At 59.9% G+C, this 18,951-nt stretch carries 23 protein-coding genes, 1 tRNA gene and 1 pseudogene; 17 read left to right on the top strand and 8 right to left on the bottom strand.

What is annotated here, in order from left to right; all coding sequences use genetic code 11:
* Complete coding sequence (gene secF / locus HKD27_RS05630) at positions 1-939, top strand: protein translocase subunit SecF (protein ID WP_194688829.1); 939 nt, start codon at positions 1-3, stop codon at positions 937-939.
* Between the two features lie 38 nt (positions 940-977).
* Here the strand turns inward: secF and HKD27_RS05625 are convergent, their stop codons facing one another.
* Positions 978-1,370 (bottom strand): hypothetical protein, encoded by a 393-nt coding sequence (locus HKD27_RS05625; protein WP_194688828.1) that lies wholly within the window; start codon positions 1,368-1,370, stop codon positions 978-980.
* Positions 1,370-1,828 carry a large-conductance mechanosensitive channel protein MscL gene (mscL, locus tag HKD27_RS05620; RefSeq protein ID WP_062498203.1) on the bottom strand — a complete coding sequence of 153 codons (459 nt, stop codon included), beginning with the start codon at positions 1,826-1,828 and terminating at the stop codon, positions 1,370-1,372. Before mscL ends, HKD27_RS05625 begins: the two co-directional genes overlap by 1 nt.
* A 190-nt stretch (positions 1,829-2,018) precedes the next feature.
* Here mscL and rpmE point away from each other — a divergent pair, with 190 nt between their 5' ends.
* The 6 genes from rpmE (at position 2,019) to HKD27_RS05590 (ending at position 5,654) form a co-directional block, all read left to right on the top strand.
* Positions 2,019-2,246, top strand: a complete 228-nt coding sequence (rpmE, locus tag HKD27_RS05615) for a 50S ribosomal protein L31 (protein WP_041112492.1) — start codon at positions 2,019-2,021, stop codon at positions 2,244-2,246.
* Between the two features lie 157 nt (positions 2,247-2,403).
* Entirely contained in the window at positions 2,404-2,862 is a 459-nt protein-coding gene (locus HKD27_RS05610) for an Hsp20 family protein (protein ID WP_370544240.1), read from the top strand.
* Positions 2,863-3,074: 212 nt separating this feature from the next.
* The gene (locus HKD27_RS05605; RefSeq protein ID WP_194264651.1) at positions 3,075-3,659 is read left to right on the top strand and encodes a DUF1013 domain-containing protein; all 585 of its coding nucleotides are present in this window, start codon (positions 3,075-3,077) and stop codon (positions 3,657-3,659) included.
* A 151-nt stretch (positions 3,660-3,810) separates the two neighbouring features.
* Positions 3,811-4,011 (top strand): YdcH family protein, encoded by a 201-nt coding sequence (locus HKD27_RS05600; RefSeq protein WP_011253895.1) that lies wholly within the window; start codon positions 3,811-3,813, stop codon positions 4,009-4,011.
* The gene (gene purE, locus HKD27_RS05595) at positions 4,012-4,536 is read left to right on the top strand and encodes a 5-(carboxyamino)imidazole ribonucleotide mutase (RefSeq protein ID WP_194264652.1); all 525 of its coding nucleotides are present in this window, start codon (positions 4,012-4,014) and stop codon (positions 4,534-4,536) included.
* Positions 4,533-5,654 (top strand): 5-(carboxyamino)imidazole ribonucleotide synthase, encoded by a 1,122-nt coding sequence (locus tag HKD27_RS05590; RefSeq protein ID WP_194688827.1) that lies wholly within the window; start codon positions 4,533-4,535, stop codon positions 5,652-5,654. Before purE ends, HKD27_RS05590 begins: the two co-directional genes overlap by 4 nt.
* A 4-nt stretch (positions 5,655-5,658) precedes the next feature.
* Here the strand turns inward: HKD27_RS05590 and radC are convergent, their stop codons facing one another.
* Together radC and HKD27_RS05580 are read right to left on the bottom strand one after the other, a co-directional pair.
* Positions 5,659-6,309 carry a RadC family protein gene (gene radC, locus HKD27_RS05585; RefSeq protein WP_194689011.1) on the bottom strand — a complete coding sequence of 217 codons (651 nt, stop codon included), beginning with the start codon at positions 6,307-6,309 and terminating at the stop codon, positions 5,659-5,661.
* 106 nt (positions 6,310-6,415) lie between these two features.
* Positions 6,416-7,105 carry a RadC family protein gene (locus HKD27_RS05580; RefSeq protein ID WP_194688826.1) on the bottom strand — a complete coding sequence of 230 codons (690 nt, stop codon included), beginning with the start codon at positions 7,103-7,105 and terminating at the stop codon, positions 6,416-6,418.
* A gap of 27 nt (positions 7,106-7,132) precedes the next feature.
* Here HKD27_RS05580 and HKD27_RS05575 point away from each other — a divergent pair, with 27 nt between their 5' ends.
* From HKD27_RS05575 to HKD27_RS05555, 5 genes are read left to right on the top strand one after another with little or no spacing between them, the layout of a single operon-like run.
* Positions 7,133-9,355, top strand: coding sequence for a UvrD-helicase domain-containing protein (locus HKD27_RS05575; protein ID WP_194688825.1), 2,223 nt, complete (start codon positions 7,133-7,135; stop codon positions 9,353-9,355).
* Complete coding sequence (locus tag HKD27_RS05570; RefSeq protein ID WP_062497967.1) at positions 9,355-10,260, top strand: 50S ribosomal protein L11 methyltransferase; 906 nt, start codon at positions 9,355-9,357, stop codon at positions 10,258-10,260. Before HKD27_RS05575 ends, HKD27_RS05570 begins: the two co-directional genes overlap by 1 nt.
* A gap of 23 nt (positions 10,261-10,283) precedes the next feature.
* Positions 10,284-10,805, top strand: coding sequence for an N-acetyltransferase family protein (locus tag HKD27_RS05565; protein ID WP_370544239.1), 522 nt, complete (start codon positions 10,284-10,286; stop codon positions 10,803-10,805).
* Positions 10,802-12,583, top strand: a complete 1,782-nt coding sequence (locus HKD27_RS05560) for an aminopeptidase P family protein (RefSeq protein ID WP_194688823.1) — start codon at positions 10,802-10,804, stop codon at positions 12,581-12,583. Before HKD27_RS05565 ends, HKD27_RS05560 begins: the two co-directional genes overlap by 4 nt.
* Positions 12,584-12,632: 49 nt before the next feature.
* Complete coding sequence (locus HKD27_RS05555; protein ID WP_194688822.1) at positions 12,633-13,469, top strand: lytic transglycosylase domain-containing protein; 837 nt, start codon at positions 12,633-12,635, stop codon at positions 13,467-13,469.
* On the opposite strand, the gene HKD27_RS05550 is transcribed toward HKD27_RS05555, so the two are convergent.
* A complete protein-coding gene (locus tag HKD27_RS05550; RefSeq protein ID WP_194688821.1) occupies positions 13,470-13,619 on the bottom strand; it encodes a hypothetical protein in 150 nt (49 codons plus the stop codon).
* Between the two features lie 221 nt (positions 13,620-13,840).
* Entirely contained in the window at positions 13,841-14,323 is a 483-nt protein-coding gene (gene ruvX / locus HKD27_RS05545; RefSeq protein ID WP_194688820.1) for a Holliday junction resolvase RuvX, read from the bottom strand.
* Positions 14,324-14,392: 69 nt separating this feature from the next.
* On the opposite strand from ruvX, the gene gatC reads away from it, so the two are divergent.
* The 5 genes from gatC (at position 14,393) to HKD27_RS05520 (ending at position 18,530) form a co-directional block, all read left to right on the top strand.
* Positions 14,393-14,680, top strand: coding sequence for an Asp-tRNA(Asn)/Glu-tRNA(Gln) amidotransferase subunit GatC (gatC, locus tag HKD27_RS05540; RefSeq protein ID WP_041112482.1), 288 nt, complete (start codon positions 14,393-14,395; stop codon positions 14,678-14,680).
* A complete protein-coding gene (gatA, locus tag HKD27_RS05535) occupies positions 14,680-16,167 on the top strand; it encodes an Asp-tRNA(Asn)/Glu-tRNA(Gln) amidotransferase subunit GatA (protein WP_194688819.1) in 1,488 nt (495 codons plus the stop codon). The genes gatC and gatA overlap by 1 nt, the downstream gene beginning before the upstream one ends.
* Positions 16,164-17,621: an Asp-tRNA(Asn)/Glu-tRNA(Gln) amidotransferase subunit GatB gene (gene gatB, locus HKD27_RS05530; RefSeq protein WP_194688818.1), complete on the top strand. Its 1,458-nt coding sequence runs from the start codon at positions 16,164-16,166 to the stop codon at positions 17,619-17,621. Before gatA ends, gatB begins: the two co-directional genes overlap by 4 nt.
* A gap of 91 nt (positions 17,622-17,712) precedes the next feature.
* Positions 17,713-17,805 (top strand) — tRNA-Ser (locus tag HKD27_RS05525).
* Positions 17,806-17,924: 119 nt separating this feature from the next.
* Positions 17,925-18,530: a nucleoside 2-deoxyribosyltransferase gene (locus HKD27_RS05520; RefSeq protein ID WP_194688817.1), complete on the top strand. Its 606-nt coding sequence runs from the start codon at positions 17,925-17,927 to the stop codon at positions 18,528-18,530.
* Positions 18,531-18,539: 9 nt separating this feature from the next.
* Here HKD27_RS05520 and HKD27_RS05515 read toward each other — a convergent pair whose 3' ends face one another.
* Together HKD27_RS05515 and HKD27_RS05510 are read right to left on the bottom strand one after the other, a co-directional pair.
* Entirely contained in the window at positions 18,540-18,815 is a 276-nt protein-coding gene (locus HKD27_RS05515; protein ID WP_231100652.1) for a hypothetical protein, read from the bottom strand.
* Between the two features lie 38 nt (positions 18,816-18,853).
* Positions 18,854-18,951 (bottom strand): annotated as a pseudogene (locus HKD27_RS05510) (IS5/IS1182 family transposase); the annotation flags it as partial.

The following is an 18,951-nucleotide window of genomic DNA, read 5'->3' as shown; positions in this document are numbered from 1 at the left end:
ATGCTGTCACGTCCCCTTTTCCGTTTTGTCCGTGACGATCGGCGCATCAACTTTATGCGCGGCCGTCATATGGGGCTGATCGTTTCGGCGGTCCTCTCCATTGCTTCCGTCATCCTGTTCTTCCAGCCTGGGCTGAAGCTCGGACTGGATTTTCGCGGTGGCATCATCGTCGAAGCCCAGACCCCCGGCCCTGCCGATTTCGGCAAGCTGCGTGCGGCTCTGGATCATGCCGGCATTCATCCGGATGCTGTGCAGGCCTTCGGATCGCCGCGTGATGTGCGTATTTCGATCAATGCCCCCGAAGGTGCGGATCGTGAAGCACAGACCCAGAAGCTGGTCGATGGCGTCAAGAGTGCTATTTCGGCTGCCGAGCCTGGGACGCAGGTTCTTCGTGCTGATGCCGTAGGTGCGTCAGTCTCGTCCGAACTGTTTCGCGATGGTCTGTTGGCGCTTGGCTTCAGCCTTGCGATGATCCTGATCTATATTTGGGCTCGCTTTGAGCGTGAGTTCGCCATCAGTGCGGTGGTGACGCTCATTCTCGATCTGACCAAGACGGTCGGCTTTCTGGCCATCACACGCTTCGAGTTCGATCTGGTGATGGTTGCAGCCTTGCTCACGATCCTAGGCTATTCCACCAACGACAAGGTGGTCGTTTATGACCGGATCCGCGAAAATCTTCGCAAGTACCGCACGATGCCGCTGCGGGAGCTTCTGGATCTGTCCATTAACGAGACCCTGAACCGGACACTCGGTACGTCCATGACAGTCTTTCTGGCGGCTCTGCCCCTCGCCCTGTTCGGGGGTAGCACACTGACCGGATTTGCGACGGTCATGCTGTTCGGGATCGTGGTGGGAACGTCCTCGTCCATCTTCATCGCGGCCCCTCTTCTGCTCCTGATGGGCGAGAAGCGGCTGCGGAAGGAAGTGGCGGCAGACTGATCAGGTCTGGCCTAAGACACAAAAAAAACCGGCGTCCCTCAGGGGAGCCGGTTTTTTTGTGTCTGCTCTGATGGATTGGCGGGATTTGGTGGCGTTTTCTGGGGAAGGTCTGCCAGAAGGCTGGAAAGTGCCTGGTCAGCCTGTCGATTGGCTGAAGAGCTTTGCAGCTTCAGGGCATTTACCGTTGCCTGCTGGGCCGCCCTGTCCAGAGCCACCAGCTGTGACAGTCCTTCAGGGCCGATCTGTCCGGTCATGACCGCGCCTCGGGCCATGCCATGGGCGATCAGATAGGCATAAAGCCGCGAATTTGGAGATGGCGGCAGCCCTGTCATTGCAGGGCGTGCCGCGCATCCGGCCAGAAAGCTTCCCATCACAAACAGGGTGACGGCAGGGCGCCAGACTGCGCGACGGGAGGCTTTCGTCTCTGTCATCAGGAGTTTTTCTGCGCCAGAAGGTCGCGGATTTCCGTGAGGAGAACCTCTTCCTTGGTCGGAGCCGGCGGAGCGGCAGGTGCTTCGTCGTGCTTGCGGCTCAGCTTGCTGAGGATGCGGGTCAGCCAGAAAATAAAGAACGCAACGATCAGGAACTGGATCACGGCATTGAGGAACAGGCCGATATTCACGGTTACTGCGCCGGCCTTCTGGGCTTCGGCGAGCGTGTCTTTCACCGGACCCTTGAGGGTAATGAACAGGTTCGAGAAATCGACACCGCCCGTGATCAGACCGATGAACGGCGTCAGGATGTCCTTGACGGCGCTGCCGACGATCGCGCTGAATGCAGCACCGATCACGACACCGACCGCGAGATCGAGCACGTTGCCGCGCATGATGAACTTCTGGAAATCGCTGACCCAGCCCGGGGTGTGCAGGGTGTGTTTGGTTTCGCTCATATCAAACCTTTTCTTGGTATCCGTGCAGGCACGGTCGCAGGCCTGACAGTCGAGCCCGCACTCATTGCAAGGGATAAACGGACTCATACGATCCAGTAAAGGCCACTTTCATCCTGAAGCGCTTTCCGTTATATGCGCCTGATGATTCGCCCCGGTCGGCATCGGGGCTTTCTTTATGGAGTAGAAATTCATGAAATCCGGCATCCATCCCGACTACCACGAGATCACCGTCATCATGACCGACGGAACCGAATACAAGACCCGTTCGTGCTATGGCGAACCGGGCGCGACGCTGCGTCTTGACGTTGATCCGAAGTCCCATCCGGCCTGGACGGGTGTCCAGCGCATGATGGATACCGGAGGCCAGGTTGCAAAGTTCAACAAGCGTTTTGCTGGCATCGGTACGCGCACGAAGTAATTCGGCGCACCTCCCTGCCGTCTCCTCTTGAAGACGGTCGGGTCGGAACCTATCTGGAAAACCAGCCGCGATGCCGTTCGGGTCGTGGCTGGTTTGACCATAGCATTTTGCCATATCGGGAAATGCGCCAGATGATTCCTGCCTGAAGGAGGTTTCAGTGACCTACGATTTTACACCGCTGTTCCGCAGCGCGATCGGTTTCGACCGACTGGCCACGATGGCTGGCAATGTTGCCAACGCCCAGGCCCTTCCAAGCTATCCTCCCTACAATATCGAAAAAACCGGCGAGACGAACTACGTCCTGACGATGGCCCTCGCGGGCTTCCGGCCAGAAGACGTTGACGTTGTTCAGGAAGACAACACGCTTGTCGTGCGCGGTAGCGTCCCCGAAAACAGCCGTGACCGGGAGTGGCTGCATCGCGGTATTGCCACGCGGGCGTTCGAGCGCCGCTTCGTTCTGGCCGATCATACGGAAATCGACCGTGCGGACCTGGTAAACGGCCTGCTGTCCATCGCCATCCGTCAACTTGTCCCGGAAGCGGCTAGGCCGCGCCGTATTCCTGTCCGGACTGAAGCCATGCACGCAGCCCCGGCTGAAACCGTTCAGGCGGCCTGAGCATTTGGAGCGGGAGTGTCCTAAAAGCACTCCCGTTCCGTTTTGGTGCTTGACCATCGCGGCTTTGGTGCCGCATACCCGTTTCCATTATCGCAGAGCATCCAGCAGGTGCCGCGATCATATCCCGGGCGGGATTGGTTCCTCGCCGGATACGCCCGATCGGTGCCTGCGGAAGCTGGCTCCATCCGTGTCCCAGCAAGGAACGCACCGACATGACCCTGCCTTTGATGCCCAAGGCCACGGCCGTCTGGCTGATCGAAAAAACCGGTCTTACCTTCACCCAGATCGCAGAATTCTGTGGCATGCACCCGCTTGAGGTTCAGGCGATTGCGGATGGTGAAGTCGCGGCCGGTATCAACGGCTATGACCCGGTCAAGAACCATCAGCTTGCACAGGCTGAAATCACGCGCTGCGAAGCAGACACCAATGCCCGCCTGAAGATCATGCCGACGTCCAGCCCGGTGAAGCGCCGCGCCAAGGGTGCGCGTTACACCCCTGTCGCCAAGCGCAATGACCGCCCGGATGCCATCGCATTCGTCCTGCGTCAGTTCCCGCAGCTTTCCGAAGCGCAGATTGTCAAGCTGCTCGGCACGACCAAGGACACCATCACCAAGGTCCGTGACCGCCAGCATTGGAACAGTGCGAACATCAAGCCGCGTGATCCCGTGATTCTCGGCCTGTGCACCCAGACCGATCTGAATGCGGCCGTCACGGCTGCCAATGATCGTCTGGCCCGTGAAGGCCATGCTCTCCCGGTCGTGGAAGCCTATGTTCCCGACAGCGACAGTCATGCCTGATTGCGGTGTCCGGATCGGCCTGTAGGGGCCTGGTCCGGATGAATGCCTGACGGGCACTGGCCCGGTACCCGTCAGGCATGATACTGCAATGAAGAGAGTGGAAAGAATCAGTCTCTCCACGACGCCTGAACGTTCTCCGGGACCGGATGCCATGATGACTGACGACAATGCCATGCTGAAACGTCTGCACGAACTGCGCAGCGAGCATCGCGACCTTGATACCGTCATCGAGCGTCTCGTCCATCATCCCCTCAACCAGCTCCAGCTTCAGCGCCTCAAGAAGCGCAAGCTTCAGCTTAAAGATGAGATTTCGTGGATCGAGACCCGTCTCATCCCGGATAATATTGCCTGAATGAGCCAGATTCTCTCCGCCGACGAAACCCTTCAGGACGACATGCCGATCCGTGTCGGCGTGATCATGGGAAGCCAGTCCGACTGGGACACCATGCGCCACGCCTGCGAGATCCTCGATGATCTGGGAATTGCCCATGAGAAGCGGATCGTCTCGGCTCACCGCACGCCGGACCGTTTGGTGGAATACGCAAAGACGGCCCGTCAGCGTGGCCTTCATGTCATCATCGCTGGTGCTGGCGGAGCTGCGCATCTTCCGGGGATGTGTTCCGCCTGGACAAGCATTCCCGTCCTCGGCGTTCCCGTGCAGAGCCGTGCCCTGAACGGGCAGGACAGCCTGCTTTCCATCGTGCAGATGCCGGGTGGCGTGCCGGTCGGGACCCTGGCGATCGGCAAGGCCGGTGCGATCAATGCTGGTCTGCTCGCTGCGTCGATCCTGTCGGTTTCCGACAAACAGGTTATGGCGCGTCTGGACGCCTGGCGGGCGACGCAGACAGCGGCTGTTGCGGATGTTCCGGTCGAATGAAGGCGCAGGTTTTTGCTCCCGGCAGCACGATCGGGATCATCGGGGGTGGCCAGCTTGGCCGCATGTCAGCCGTGGCGGCCTCGAAGCTGGGCTTTCATGTCCATGTGCTGAGCACTGAGGCGCCGAGCCCGGCTACGGAAGTTGCGGCGTCTGTGACGGTCGGAGCCTATGACGATCCGGCGGCGCTTGAGGATTTTGCCTCGCGCTGTGATGTCGTGACGTTCGAGTTCGAGAATATCAGCGCCGAAGGACTGGCCCTGCTTGAAAAGCACCGGCCGGTGCGGCCTGCGGGCGAGATCCTGCGGATCAGTCAGGACCGGATTGCGGAAAAGACGCGCCTGTCCGAAATCGGCGTCAGTCTGGCCCCCTGGCGGGCCGTCAATGGCCCCGAGGATCTGGCAGGGCTTGAGACGCTCGGTTTTCCGCTTATTCTCAAGACGACGCGCTTTGGTTACGACGGCAAGGGTCAGTTCCTTGTGCCGGATGCCCAAGCGCTCGCCGCCCTGACGGACCTACCCTACCCGCTCGTTGCGGAGAAGATGATCGATTTCGAGCGTGAGCTCAGTGTGATGGTCGTCCGTGGTCTGGACGGGACCGTGCGGTGTTTCGATACGGTCGAAAACCGGCACCGCAACGGTATCCTGGACGTGACGCTGGCTCCGGCCCGCATCATGCCGGACCTTGCGCGTCAGGCGCAGGACATGGCGGCCTGCATTGCCGAGGCTCTGGGTCTGGTCGGGATCATGGGCGTGGAGATGTTCCACGCTGCTGATGGTAGCCTCATGGTGAACGAGATTGCCCCTCGCCCGCATAATTCCGGGCACTGGACCATGGATGCGTGTCTGGTGGATCAGTTCGAGATGCATGTGCGTGCGGTCGCAGGCCTGCCGTTGCCGCCTGCACGTCGGCATTCCGATGCGGTCATGCACAATCTGATTGGCCCCGAGGATATGGCGCGTGTTCCGGCCATTCTTGCAACGGACGGGGCATCGCTGCATCTGTACGGCAAGGCGGAAGCACGTCCGGGCCGGAAGATGGGGCATGTAAACACCATCTTTCCGCGCGGGGCTCTTCCGGGCGAACTGGCGCTTGAAGGGCTTCTGCCGCCGCGTGACTGAGGCCTCAGAGCAGGTTGCTGCGGCGAAAGCTGGTGTGCCGGCCATTGCCGATGATGAAGTGGTCCGCGATCGTGACACCGACCACTTCGAGCGCCGCCTGAACCTGCATGGTCATTTGAAGATCGGCTTCCGAGGGCGTAGGATCGCCGCTGGGATGATTGTGGACCAGAACGAGCGTAGTAGCTCCAATTTCCACCGCACGTCTGGCGACTTCCCGCGGATAAACAGGCGTGTGATTGACCGTGCCTCTGGCCTGCGCCTCATCGGCGATTAAACTGTTCTTTTCATTGAGAAACAGGATGCGGAACTGCTCGATATTTTCCCGTGCCAGACGGGCCGTGAGGTAGTCGAGAAGCTTCTGTTCGTTGTCGAGCACGTCCGCAGGCGGCAGGCGCGCGCGGTTGTAGCGTAGCGCTGCTTCCTGAAGCACACGGATCATGGGCAGCATGTGTGTGCCCATATCCGTGATACTTTCGAGCTCCCGATCCGTGGCGGACAGGACGGCGGCCAGAGAGCCAAAACGCGCGAAGAGATTGCGCGACAGGACGGCGCTGCCCGTTTCACGCCCGGTGAACAGGACTGTCAGGAGATGCAGCAAGGTCGCATCGTCCAGATGCCGCCCCCGTCCTGTCAGCAGGGCAAGCGGCGGCTCCATTTCGGGAAGAGCATCCGTCAGCGCAGTGATCCGTCGCAGATCGGCTGACGACAGGCCTGTCATGCCATCCGAAAATCCGGTTGTTCCGGCGTCCCTGCCGTCCATCTTACAGCAATCCTTCCTGACGCAGGCTTGACGGGCGCCCATCCCCTGCAATGAGCACGTCGTGAAGCGTGATGGACAGGGGCCGCATCGCGAAGTCCAGCTGCCGCGCTGATTGTGACAGATCCGCCGGGCGCTGCGTGGGGCTGATATGAAAACCGATCAGGGCAGTTGCATGTAGCGCGAGGGCCCGGATGGCGATAGCGCGGTTAAGTGCGGCAAGACTCTCGGCCTCGGGTGCGGCTTCGTCCGCCAGAAGGCGGTTGCGATTGTCGAGATAGAGCAGCCGGAACTGTCCCGGGATGCCGCCTTCAAGCGCCTGTTCGAGATAGGCCATGAGCTGTTCCCAGTTGCTCAGTGTCGGACGTTCACGCTGTTCCGAAGAGGCCAGACGTTCAGCCGCAACGCCGGGGAGGCGCAGCACCCTGATGGCGTCATCTTTCAAACCCGCAGCGCGCAGGGCGTGTGTAGGAGCGCGGAAAACATCCACCAGACTGCCAAAATGGGCGATCAGTCCCTTGGCGAGCGGTTTCGTGTCCTTGCGTGGCACACCTGCGAAGAGCAGCATTTCGAGGATTTCATAATCGGCGAGTGTGTGGGCGCCATTTGCCAGCACGCGTGCGCGCATTCTGGCGCGGTGTCCCTGAGGTCCTGTGCCGCGTGTCAGATCGATCCGGGGATAGGTGTTGGCCATGACGGTATCTCACTCTATATCGGGAGGGTGCCGCAAGACCTACCTTCCCCTACCCCCGAGTATCTCTCCCGCCTCAATCCGGAGCAGAGACGTGCCATCGAGACAACCGAAGGCCCGCTCCTCATTCTGGCAGGTGCGGGAACGGGCAAGACGCGCGTCCTGACGACGCGGTTTGCGCATATTCTCCTCACCGGCCGCGCCTATCCAAGCCAGATCCTTGCCGTGACTTTCACGAACAAGGCCGCGCGCGAGATGCGCGAGCGTGTCAGTGCGATTCTGGGCGAGCCGGCCGAAGGTCTGTGGCTCGGGACGTTCCACGCGATCTGTGCGCGGATGCTGCGCCGCCATGCGGAATATGTCGGATTGACGAGCAGCTTCAACATCCTCGACACGGATGACCAGATCCGGCTTCTCAAGCAGGTCATGGAACCGTGGAAGATCGACACCAAACGCTGGCCGCCGAACCAGCTCATGGGGATCATCCAACGCTGGAAAGATCGCGGGCTGACGCCTGACCGGGTGACGCCGGCGGAGGATTCCGATTTCGCGAACGGTCATGCGCTGGCGATTTACCGGGCGTATCAGGAGCGTCTGATTGCGCTCAATACGTGCGATTTCGGCGATCTGATGCTGCACATGACGGAGATTCTGCGTAACCAGCCCAATGTGCTGGCGCAGTATCACCGGATTTTCCGCTATATTCTCGTGGACGAATATCAGGACACGAATACGGTTCAGTATCTGTGGCTGCGTCTGCTGGCCAAGCGCGAGCACGGACCATCCAATATTGCCTGCGTGGGTGATGACGATCAGTCCATCTATTCTTGGCGCGGGGCGGAAGTTGAGAACATTCTGCGCTTCGAGAAGGATTTTCCTGGAGCGGAAGTCGTGCGTCTGGAGCGGAATTACCGCTCGACGGCACAGATCCTGGCCGCTGCTGCTGGGCTGATCGCGCATAATGAGGGGCGGCTTGGCAAGACGCTGCGGCCCGGACGTGATGATGCGCAGGGCGAGAAGGTTCAGATCATCGGGGTACGCGATTCGGATGAGGAAGCGCGGATTGTGGGCGGCGCCATCGAGTGTCTGCGCGGTGACGGGCATCCGCTGTCGGAAATCGCCATCCTGATGCGCGCGGGCTTCCAGACGCGGCCGTTTGAAGAGCGGCTGATGATGATCGGCATCCCGTATCGGGTTGTTGGTGGTCTACGGTTCTACGAGCGCTCTGAAATCCGGGACTGTCTGGCATATCTGCGGGTGCTGTCACAGCCTGCGGATGATCTGGCGTTTGAGCGGATCATCAATGTTCCCAAGCGTGGCGTGGGTGCCGTGGCGGTGCAGAAGCTGCATGCCCAGGCGCGCGCCCTGCCCGGCCCGCTGACAGCGGCGGTGATCTGGCAGCTTCAGGAAGGGCTGCTCAAGGGCAAGTCGAAGGACGCTCTGGACGGGCTGATGGCGGCGTTCCAGCGGGCCAAGGTGACGCTTGAGACGGAAGGTCATGTGGTGGCCGCCGAGCAGCTTCTCGAGGACAGTGGCTATCTTCAAATGTGGCGGGATGACCGTTCCGTCGAGGCGCCCGGCCGTCTGGACAATATCCGTGAGCTTTTGCGAGCGCTCGGAGAGTTCGGCACACTTCAGGGCTTTCTGGAGCATGTGGCACTCGTCATGGATACCGAGAGCGAGACGTCCGATGACAAGGTCAGTCTGATGACGCTGCATGGCGCCAAGGGACTGGAGTTCGACACCGTGTTCCTGCCGGGCTGGGAGGAAGGTGTGTTCCCGTCCCAGCGCTCGCTTGACGAAGGCGGGAACCGGGCACTCGAGGAAGAGCGGCGGCTGGCCTATGTGGGGCTGACGCGCGCGCGGCGTCGGGCGATCGTGCTGCATGCGGCGAGCCGGCGGATCTATGCCAACTGGCAGTCCTCGATGCCCAGCCGCTTTATCGAGGAAATCCCGTCCGAATATGTGCAGCTGACGGGACAGGCGTTCGAGACGCGCCGGCAGGCTGCGGCGGCGCCGTCCATGTTCGCGTCTGGTCCGCTGACGAGTACGCGCCCGTCAGGTTTCCGCGCTCCGCGTCCGAAAATCCATGATGTAAAACCGGAGCCGACCGTCGCAATCGGGGCGACGGTCTTTCATCACAGGTTCGGCGAAGGCACCGTCATCGGCGCTGACGGGCCGCAGTTGCATATCAATTTTGAAAACGGTGGCGTTAAACGCGTCATGGCAAATTTCGTGGAGATCAGATCGTGATGGCACCCCGCAGCATTGGCCGTCGCCATGCCAGTGCGCTCGAAACCCTGTCCATCACGGTGGAAGAGCCCTTTGTTCCCCTGTTTGAACAGGCCCTGATGTGCGCCTGCGAGACGGTTGGCATTTTCGAGGCCGACGACGCGCAGAAATACTGGCGCGTGGAAGGCGTGAAAGATACGGGCTTTAAGGAAGACGAGCTCGAAAACGCTCTGGCCGTGGCTCGGATGCTGACTGGTTGTGAGGCGGAACTCGAGCGGACTCCGACCGAGTCCGAGGGCTGGCTGGCTCGGACGTATGAATCCTTCCCGCAGCAGAATGTGGGCAAGCGCTTTGCTATCCGCGGCACCCATCTGCATGGCGCGCCGGATCAGTCGCGTCTGACGATCACGCTGGATGCGGGAATTGCCTTCGGCTCCGGCGAGCATGGCTCGACGCGTGGTTGTCTGCGGGCGCTGGAAATGGTCGCGTATCGCAAGCCGCAGCGTATTCTGGATATGGGGTGCGGGTCCGGTATTCTGGCGATGGCGGCGGCGAAGCTGCTGCACCGTCCGGTTCTGGCCGTTGATATCGAACCCTGGTCTGTGCGGACGGCCAAGCTCAATGCGCGGCTGAATGGTCAAGGCAATCTGCTGGACTGCCGTTTCGGCAATGGCTGGCAGACCGAGGCCGTGCGCGCCAAGGCGCCGTATGATCTGGTCTTCGCCAACATTCTCGCCCGCCCGCTGTGCCGGATGGCGCAGTCTCTGGCGCTGAACCTTGCGCCGAACGGGACGGCCATTCTCGCTGGTCTGCTTTACAGTCAAGCGCGGATGGTGCTGGCAGCGCATCAGCGTCAGGGCCTCGTGCTGGAGCGTATCCTGCGTGAAGGCGACTGGGCCACGCTGATTCTGCGCCGTCGCGGCTGATGGGTGTGCCGGGATCATTGCCATTGATCCGGGACGCCGGTCCTGACGATCTGCCGGCTATCCTGCGGATCACCAATGATGCCATCGAAAACACTGATGCGCTCTGGATTACGACGCCTTTTACGCTGGACCAGCGGCGTCAGTGGTTCGAGGACAGGCTGGCAAAGGACTACCCGGTGCTTGTCGCTGTTGATATGGCTGGTGAGGTTGCGGGGTATGGCTCCTATGGCTCTTTCCGGTCCTATGAAGGCTATGCTCGCACTGTTGAGCATTCGGTTTATGTCGCCCCTTCACACCAGCGTCGGGGCGTCGGGCGCAGCCTTCTGCATGCCCTGATCAATCATGCCCGGGACGCGGGCTTTCATGGCATGGTGGCCGGAATTACGGCGGACAACGCTGCTTCCGTCGCGATGCACCATGAGTTTGGTTTTCGGAACTGTGGCACACTGCCTCAGGTTGGACGCAAGCGTGGGCGGTGGCTCGATCTGCTGTTCATGACACTCTGCCTTGACGATATTCATACTGTGGAAAAGGACTTTTCATGACCCTGTCCTCTATCCCGCTCAACGAGCGCCCTGCCCTCGTCCGCAAAGCCTGCAAGGCGCTGGGCGTTGACGGTTTCATTATCCCGCGCGGTGATGAATATCTCGGCGAATATGTCGCTCCCTGCGCCGAGCGTCTGGCCTGGCTGACGGGCTTTACGGGAAGTGCGGGTCTGGCGGCGATCCTGCCGGAAGCAGCAGCCGTGTTCTCCGATGGGCGTTATACGGTGCAGATGGAAGAGCAGGTTCCCCATGACCTGTGGGAGCGTCGCCATGTCGCGCTGGAACCGCTTTCCGACTGGCTGGCGGAACACGCGAAGGGGCTGAAAATCGGTTATGATCCGCGTCTGGTCAGCCGCTCCATGCTGGCATCATGGCAGGCGGCTGGGGTGGAGCTTGTCCCGCTGCCGCGCAATCCCATTGATCAGGCCTGGACGGATCGTCCTGCGGCACCAGCCGGTCCGGTAGTGCCGCAGAAGCTGGAATTTTCGGGAGAAAGCAGCGCGGACAAGCGCAGGCGTCTTGGCGATGCTCTGCGCAAGGCGGGACAGGATGCGGCTGTCATTGCGGACTGCACCTCCCTGGCCTGGCTTCTGAACATTCGTGGCAGTGATGTCCCCCTCACCCCCGTCGCGCATGGCTATGCGATCCTGCACGCGGACGGGACGGCAGAATGGTTCGTCTCATCCGATCGTCTGTCGGAGGGTGTGCTGGAGGTCTGCGGCCCTGGTGTGACAGTCTGTTCGCCTACGGATCTAGCGAAGCGGTTTGAGGCCCTCAAGGGCAGGACCGTGCGGGTGGATCCAGTTACGACGGCTGTATGGTTCGACACCACGCTTGTCACTGCCGGTGCGACAGTTGTGGATGGAACCGATCCCTGTACGCTGCCCAAGGCCATCAAGAACACCACGGAACAGGACGGTGCACGGAAAGCTCATGCCCTTGATGGTGTGGCGATGGCCCGATTCCTGCATTCCCTGACGGTGTCGGGGATCGGCCAGCACGAGACGGATCTCGTCACCCGGCTGGATGGTCTGCGTGCCCGGTCCGCCGATTACCGGGAACAGAGCTTCGACGCCATTTCCGCCATCGGCCCGAACGGTGCCTTTCCGCATTACCGGGCACAGGTTGGTCATGATCGGGTTCTTGAAGCCGGAAGTGTGTATCTGATCGACAGCGGCGGCCAGTATCCGTTCGGTACGACCGACATTACCCGCACGCTCTGGGTGGGCGATCAGGAACCGCCAGCTCATATTCGTGAAGCGTTCACGCGGGTTCTGAAGGGCAATATTGCCCTCTCCCGCATCCGCTTCCCGCCCGGCACGACCGGTCATCGGCTGGATGTGCTGGCGCGTGCGGCGTTGTGGCAGATCGGCATGGACTACGATCATGGTACCGGACATGGCATCGGAAGCTATCTGTCGGTCCATGAAGGCCCGCAGAACATTTCCCCTGCCCCACGTCCCGTGGCACTCGAAGCCGGCATGATCGTATCCAACGAGCCTGGCTATTATGAACCGGGACAGTATGGAATCCGGATCGAGAACCTGATGCTGGTGCGACCCTCTTCTTTCAAGGGGAGCAAGGGCACGTTCCTGGAGTTCGAGATCCTGAGCTATACGCCCATCGATTACAGACTGATCGATGTCCCCCTTCTCAATGATGCGGAGCTGAACTGGCTGAATGCCTATCATGCCGAAGTTCAGACACGCGTCTCACCACATGTCGAGCCGGATGTAGCCGCGTGGCTGTCGGAGGTCTGCAAACCGCTCGTTCGGTAAAGTTGCAGGCATAACCGTTTTTTTACCTTTCCCGATCATATACAGGACAATGATCGGGAAAGTCCTTCTCCTTGCCGCTGCCCTGACGCTCTCTGGTGTGCCGGTTGTGCGTGCTTATGATGCGTCTTCTGTCTGTAAGGTGGCGGTGCAGGCTGCCGAGCAGCAGGCCGGGATTCCACCCCGCCTTCTGGATGCCATCAGCCGTGTGGAGAGCGGACGGCGGGATCCGAATGGTACGGCGACCGTGGCGTGGCCCTGGACCGTCAATGCGGCCGGAAAAGGCTATTTCTACGAAAGCAGGGATGAAGCCATCGCGGCGGTCCGGGATTTTCAGGCGCACGGGATCGTCTCGATCGATGTGGGCTGCATGCAGATCAATCTGCACCATCACCCCGATGCATTTTTCTCGCTCGAAGACGCTTTCGATCCCTACAGCAATGCCCGTTACGGGGCCCGTTTCCTGTCCGGACTGCACAACCAGCTTCAGGGCTGGCCAGCCGCGACGGCGGCCTATCACTCCCTCACCCCGGCTCTTGGCGCCGATTATGCCCGTCATGTTCTGGCCATCTGGAACGGGCAGCCCGACAGCTATCGGCCGCCTGATTTCCTTCCACAGGTGGTCATGACCGCGTCAGGGTTGCAGGCCATGCTTCCAAGTACCAGGTCCGCACCTTATTTCGCTCTGAACAGACAGTCCGGATTTTCCGATCGTCCTGCACCGCGTATGGAAACGATGCCATCCGTTCACATGGTGTCCTATGCGCCTCCGCCCCGTATCATTCACCATGCAGTTGGTCAGGCGGGGAGTACTTTGCCTGTAAGGGGTGGGCGGGATCTTGCGTCCTATCGCGCCATGCCGGTGCGGCTGGCCTGGCGACAGCGCTGATCAGTATCCGGACCAGCCCCCACCAGCACCCGTATAGGCACCGTGAGATGGCGGATGATGTCGGCTGAGGGTGGCGCTCCCGTCCTCAGGCTCGTGGACGCAGGCCGACAGTCCCAGAAAAAGCGTCACGATCAACACGCGAAACATCACGGTACAGTCCTCTTTACAATTTGAAATTGTCCGTCGAAAAACCCGGACTAATATGGTTCGTTTTGACTTCATGACTGGAGAAAGATCATGAAGTTCCTGTTCTGTCTGCTTATGGGCGCCATGACGGCCCGAATATGGTTCCGCGTCCTGGCCAATACATCGTCACGCTCCGCCCTGATTGGAAACAGAAGCGTCTGATTTGGGGAAATATTTCTGCTGGGTCAGAAAATTTCTGGTGTTTCCGGACGGGATGCATCGAGCCAGCCCTGCAGCATATAAGCTGCGGCCATTTTGTCCACGACCTCGGCCCTTCGTCCTCGCGTCATGTCGGCATCCTTGATCAGGAAACGGTTGACGGCGCTTGAGGACAGGCGCTCATCCCACAGTCCTGCGGGAATCCCGAGTTTTTCCGACAGGGCCTGTGTCCAGTCCGATGCGGCGCGTGCTGCCGGACCAAAAGATCCATCCAGCGATAACGGTAATCCGACGACCAGCGCTCCTACGTCTTGGGCACGGACGATTTTGGCCAGTTCCTGCGCATTTTCGCCCAGTTTCCGGCGTTTGAGGCCGATCAGGGGAGATGCGAGCATGAGTGAGACATCTGTCAGGGCGACGCCGATAGTCTTCGATCCGGGGTCGAGACCGAGGACGCGCTGACCGGACTGAAGAAGATTACGGAGATCATGTGGATTGAACAGGGGCATAGCACGGCGTTATGATCCCCCTGACGGCTGAAAAGCCACCATAAAATTTCCTCTTGTTCAGGAATATTCATGTCGCTCGACGCGAAAACGGTTACGCGCATCGCCAGACTGGCGAGGATTGGTCTTCAGCCCGAAGAGGTCGAAACTCTCGGCAAAGACATGGGCTCCATCATCGACTGGGTGGAGCAGCTCAAGGAAGTGGACGTCACGGGCGTCGACCCCATGATTGGAACGGGTCTTGCAAAGCCCCGTCTGCGCGAAGACCGCGTTACGGATGGCAACTGCCGTGACAAGGTTCTTTCCAATGCTCCCGAGCGGGAAGGCCCGTTCTATACGGTTCCGAAGGTGGTCGAATAATGTCCGGCATTCACGATTTTACGCTGGCTTCGGCCCGGGACGCGCTCAAGGCGCGCAAGATTTCCGCGGTCGAGCTGACGAACGCCCATATTGACGCGATCGAGCGTCTGGACGGCCAGCTCAACAGCTTCATTACCCGTACCCCCGATCAGGCCCGCGAGGCTGCCAAGGCTTCGGACGAGGCCCTGGCCAAGGGTGAAGGCGGAAGCCTGTGCGGTATTCCGCTGGGCATCAAGGATCTGTTCTGCACGAATGGTGTCCGCACCACAGCTGCCAGCAAGATTCTCGGCAATTTCGTGCCGCCTTACGAGAGCACGGTGACGGCCAATCTGCTCAAGGATGGCGCCGTTTTCCTTGGCAAGCTGAACCTTGACGAATTCGCCATGGGGTCTGCGAACCTGACCTCTGCGTTCGGTCCGGTGGAAAATCCATGGAAGCGCAAGGACTCTGACGCGAAGCTGGTTCCGGGCGGATCTTCAGGTGGTTCTGCCGCTGCCGTCGCGGCCGGGCTTGTTCTGGGTGCCACGGGTACGGATACGGGCGGTTCCATCCGTCAGCCGGCGGCGTTCACGGGTATTGCCGGGATCAAGCCGACTTATGGTCGCTGCTCGCGTTTTGGAACAATCGCCTTCGCAAGCTCGCTGGATCAGGCCGGTCCGATGGCGCGCAACCTTCAGGACTGCGCCATTCTGCTTGAATCGATGGCAGGGTTTGATCCGCGCGATTCAACGAGCGTTGATACGGCCGTTCCACATTACGAGGCAGCGCTCAAGCGCGGTGTGAAGGGTCTGCGTGTTGGGATTCCCAAGGAATATCACGTCGAGGGCATGCCGGCTGAGATTGAGGCACTGTGGCAGCAGGGCATGACCTGGCTGCGTGATGCCGGTGCAGAAATCGTCGAGGTTTCCCTGCCGCATACGAGGTATGGTCTGCCGACCTACTACATCGCGGCTCTGGCCGAGGCGTCGTCCAATCTTGCCCGTTATGATGGTGTCCGATTTGGTGAGCGCGTCAGTGCGCCGACACTGGATGGTCTGTATGAAGCCAGCCGTGCCGCCGGTTTCGGTGATGAGGTCAAGCGCCGCATCCTGATCGGGACGCATGTGCTGTCGTCAGGCTATTACGATGCCTATTACCTGCGCGCACAAAAGGTCCGGACGCTGATCCAGCAGGACTTCCTCAAGGCATTCGAGAACGTTGACGTGCTTCTGACGCCGACCGCTCCTTCCGGCGCTTTTGCACAGGACGAAAAGCCGAGTGATCCGGTGCAGATGTATCTCAATGACGTCTTTACGGTTCCGGCCAGCATGGCGGGTGTCCCTGCCCTGTCCGTCCCGGCTGGTCTGGATGCGCGTGGCGTGCCGCTTGGATTACAGCTTATCGGCAAGTTCTTCGATGAAGAGACGCTGATTGCGGCCGGTCATGCCATTGAGCAGGCTGCGGCATTCCATCACAGACCCACCATTCATGCAGGAGTGTCGGCATGAGCTATCGTATCACCGGCAGTGGCGGCGAATGGGAAATCGTTGTCGGTCTTGAAGTTCATGCCCAGGTCGTCAGCGAGGCCAAGCTTTTCTCCGGCGCTTCGGCGGAATATGGCGGCGAACCGAACACGCATGTCAGTCTCGTCGATGCCGGTTTTCCGGGCATGCTTCCGGTTCTGAACCGGGAATGCGTGGCGCAGGCTGTGAGGACGGGTCTGGGGCTTGAAGCCGAAATCAACCTGTTTAGCCGGTTTGACCGCAAGAACTACTTCTATGCCGATCTTCCCACCGGTTATCAGATCAGCCAGTTTGCCCATCCGATCATCGGCAAGGGCAAGGTTCTCGTCGATCTCGCCGATGGCAGTACGCGCGAGATCGGTGTGACGCGTCTGCATCTGGAGCAGGATGCAGGCAAGTCGATCCATGATCAGGACCCGACGCGCTCCTTCATCGACCTGAACCGTGCCGGTGTGGCGCTGATGGAAATCGTCAGTGAGCCGGATATCCGTTCGCCTGAAGAAGCCGGTGCCTATCTGCGCAAGCTGCGCCAGATTCTGCGTTATATCGGCACCTGCGATGGCAACATGGAAGAAGGTTCCATGCGTGCCGACGTGAACGTGTCGGTTCGCAAGCCGGGTGAGACCGAATATCGCACGCGTTGCGAGATCAAGAACGTCAACTCCATCCGTTTCGTGATGATGGCGATCGAAGTCGAGGCGCAGCGTCAGATCGAGGTCTGGGAAGCTGGTGGAACCGTCGATCAGGAAACGCGCCTGTTCGACCATGTGCGTGGCGAAACCCGCTCCCTGCGCAGCAAGGAAGATGCGCATGATTATCGCTACTTCCCGGATCCGGACCTGCTGCCGCTGGTGATCGAGCAGTCCTGGGTGGATGAACTCGAGGCGGCTCTGCCGGAACTGCCGGAAGCCAAGCGCGCTCGCCTGGAAGCAGAATACGGTGTCAGCCGTTACGAATCTTCCGTGCTCTGCGTAGAGCAGGCGATCGCGGATTTCTACGAGACCGTGGCGCGTGGTGCGGATGCCCGTCTGGCAGCCAACTGGATGCTGGGAGACTTCTTCGCAGCATTGAACCGCACGGGGCGTTCGATCGAGGACAGCCCGGTCAGTGCGGAAGGTCTGCGGGAACTGCTGGGTCTGATTTCCGACTCAACGATCAACGGAAAGATCGCCAAGGAAGTTCTCGAAGACATGGTCGAGACGGGGGATTCCGCCTCTGCCATCGTCGAGCGCAAGGGCCTGCGTCAGGTGACTGACACGGGAGCGATTGAAAGCGCCATTCGTGAAATCCTCGCCGCAAACAGCGACAAGGTCGAGGAATACAAGGGTGGCAAGGACAAGCTTTTCGGCTTCTTTGTCGGTCAGACAATGAAGGCCATGAAGGGCAAGGGCAACCCTGCCCTCGTCAACGAAACCCTGAAGAAACTTCTTTCAGAGTAAGGCGAAAAAAATGTTCTCGGGGGGTTTGACCACGACGCGGTTACCCCCTAAGAACACTCCTGCATACGCCGTGCGAACCGCGTAAAAAAGCGGAGGGGTGGCCGAGAGGCTGAAGGCGGCGGATTGCTAATCCGTTATACGATTTCAAGTCGTATCGTGGGTTCGAATCCCATCCCCTCCGCCAGCGCGATCCCAAAGAAAATATGAAATTCGGGTTCTCGGGCAGTTGTCCGTTCACCCATTGAATGGGTCTGTCTTATCAGGCTTTCTTCATGGTCGGAGACCGTGTAGAGGCTTGGATCTATGTCAGAAAATCTTGTTCCAGTTTATCTGGCGGGCGATCTGGTTTTCCGTCCGGAAGCCCTAACCCTTTTCGCACAACTTAAATCGATCTGTGCAGAGTATGGCCTGGATGGCATTGCGCCCTTTGACGGTCAGGCCGAGGCGCGCCTCCTGCCGCCTGGTCGCGAAACCATTCTCGCGTTTGTTCGTGCAGATCGTGATCTGATGGACCGCTGTGCTGCCGGTCTGTTTTGTATCGACCCGTTCCGCCGTTCCCCGGAGATGGATCCGGGAACGGCTGTAGAAATCGGCTATATGATGGGCCTGGGCAAGCCGATGGAAGCCTACACCGTGGACGGGCGTCTTTATTCCGAAAAGGTCGAGGCGTACTGGCGCGATGTCCTGAAACAGGATCTGCGCACGCGGGAGGAAAGTGATGCGCCTTCCTCAGGCAGCATGGAAGATCCTGACGGCATGCTGGTCCATTCCGAAGGTCTGCTTCAGAATGGAATGGTGGAAGGCTTTATTGGCATGGCCGGTGGCCAGGTTTCCATCCACCGGGACTTCTTTCAGGCCTTCCGGAAGGCGGCTGAGCGCCTTTCCTTGCGGTTGCACGCAAGGGTTTAGGCGGCTTTATCAGTTTTTCGTATAAATGCCCTGACGGCAGCGTGGCGCCAGACCACAGACATTGCAGACGACGGTCATGGAAGGATCGTCGTTGAATGAACAGCTTGATGGACGTTCCAGAGCGTACCCCAGTGACGGAGGTTTTGTCTGGAATGCCGTTACGACCCGCGTCATCCAGTTCTGAAGCTGCTGGGGCAGTTCCTCGTGATGGTGAGCCCACCACAGGATGTCATCGGTTGTACGCCCAATCTGCTGTGCAAGCTGGTCAGGAGACCATTGGGTCACTTGCAGAAAATCAGTCAACGTCACACTACGGCGTGTCGTCAGTTAAGCAGGATGATGATTGAGGCGAACTGAACCGCCGCGAGGAAGGTGGATTTCAGTTTGTCGTAGCGGGTTGCAATAGCGCGGAACTGCTTCA

Origin of the sequence: Gluconobacter sp. R75690, from assembly GCF_015244525.1 — a bacterium.
GTDB classification, from domain to species: Bacteria; Pseudomonadota; Alphaproteobacteria; order Acetobacterales; family Acetobacteraceae; genus Gluconobacter; species Gluconobacter potus.
Note: the sequence above shows the minus strand (reverse complement) of the source record. Positions and strands in the feature narration are given on the sequence as shown.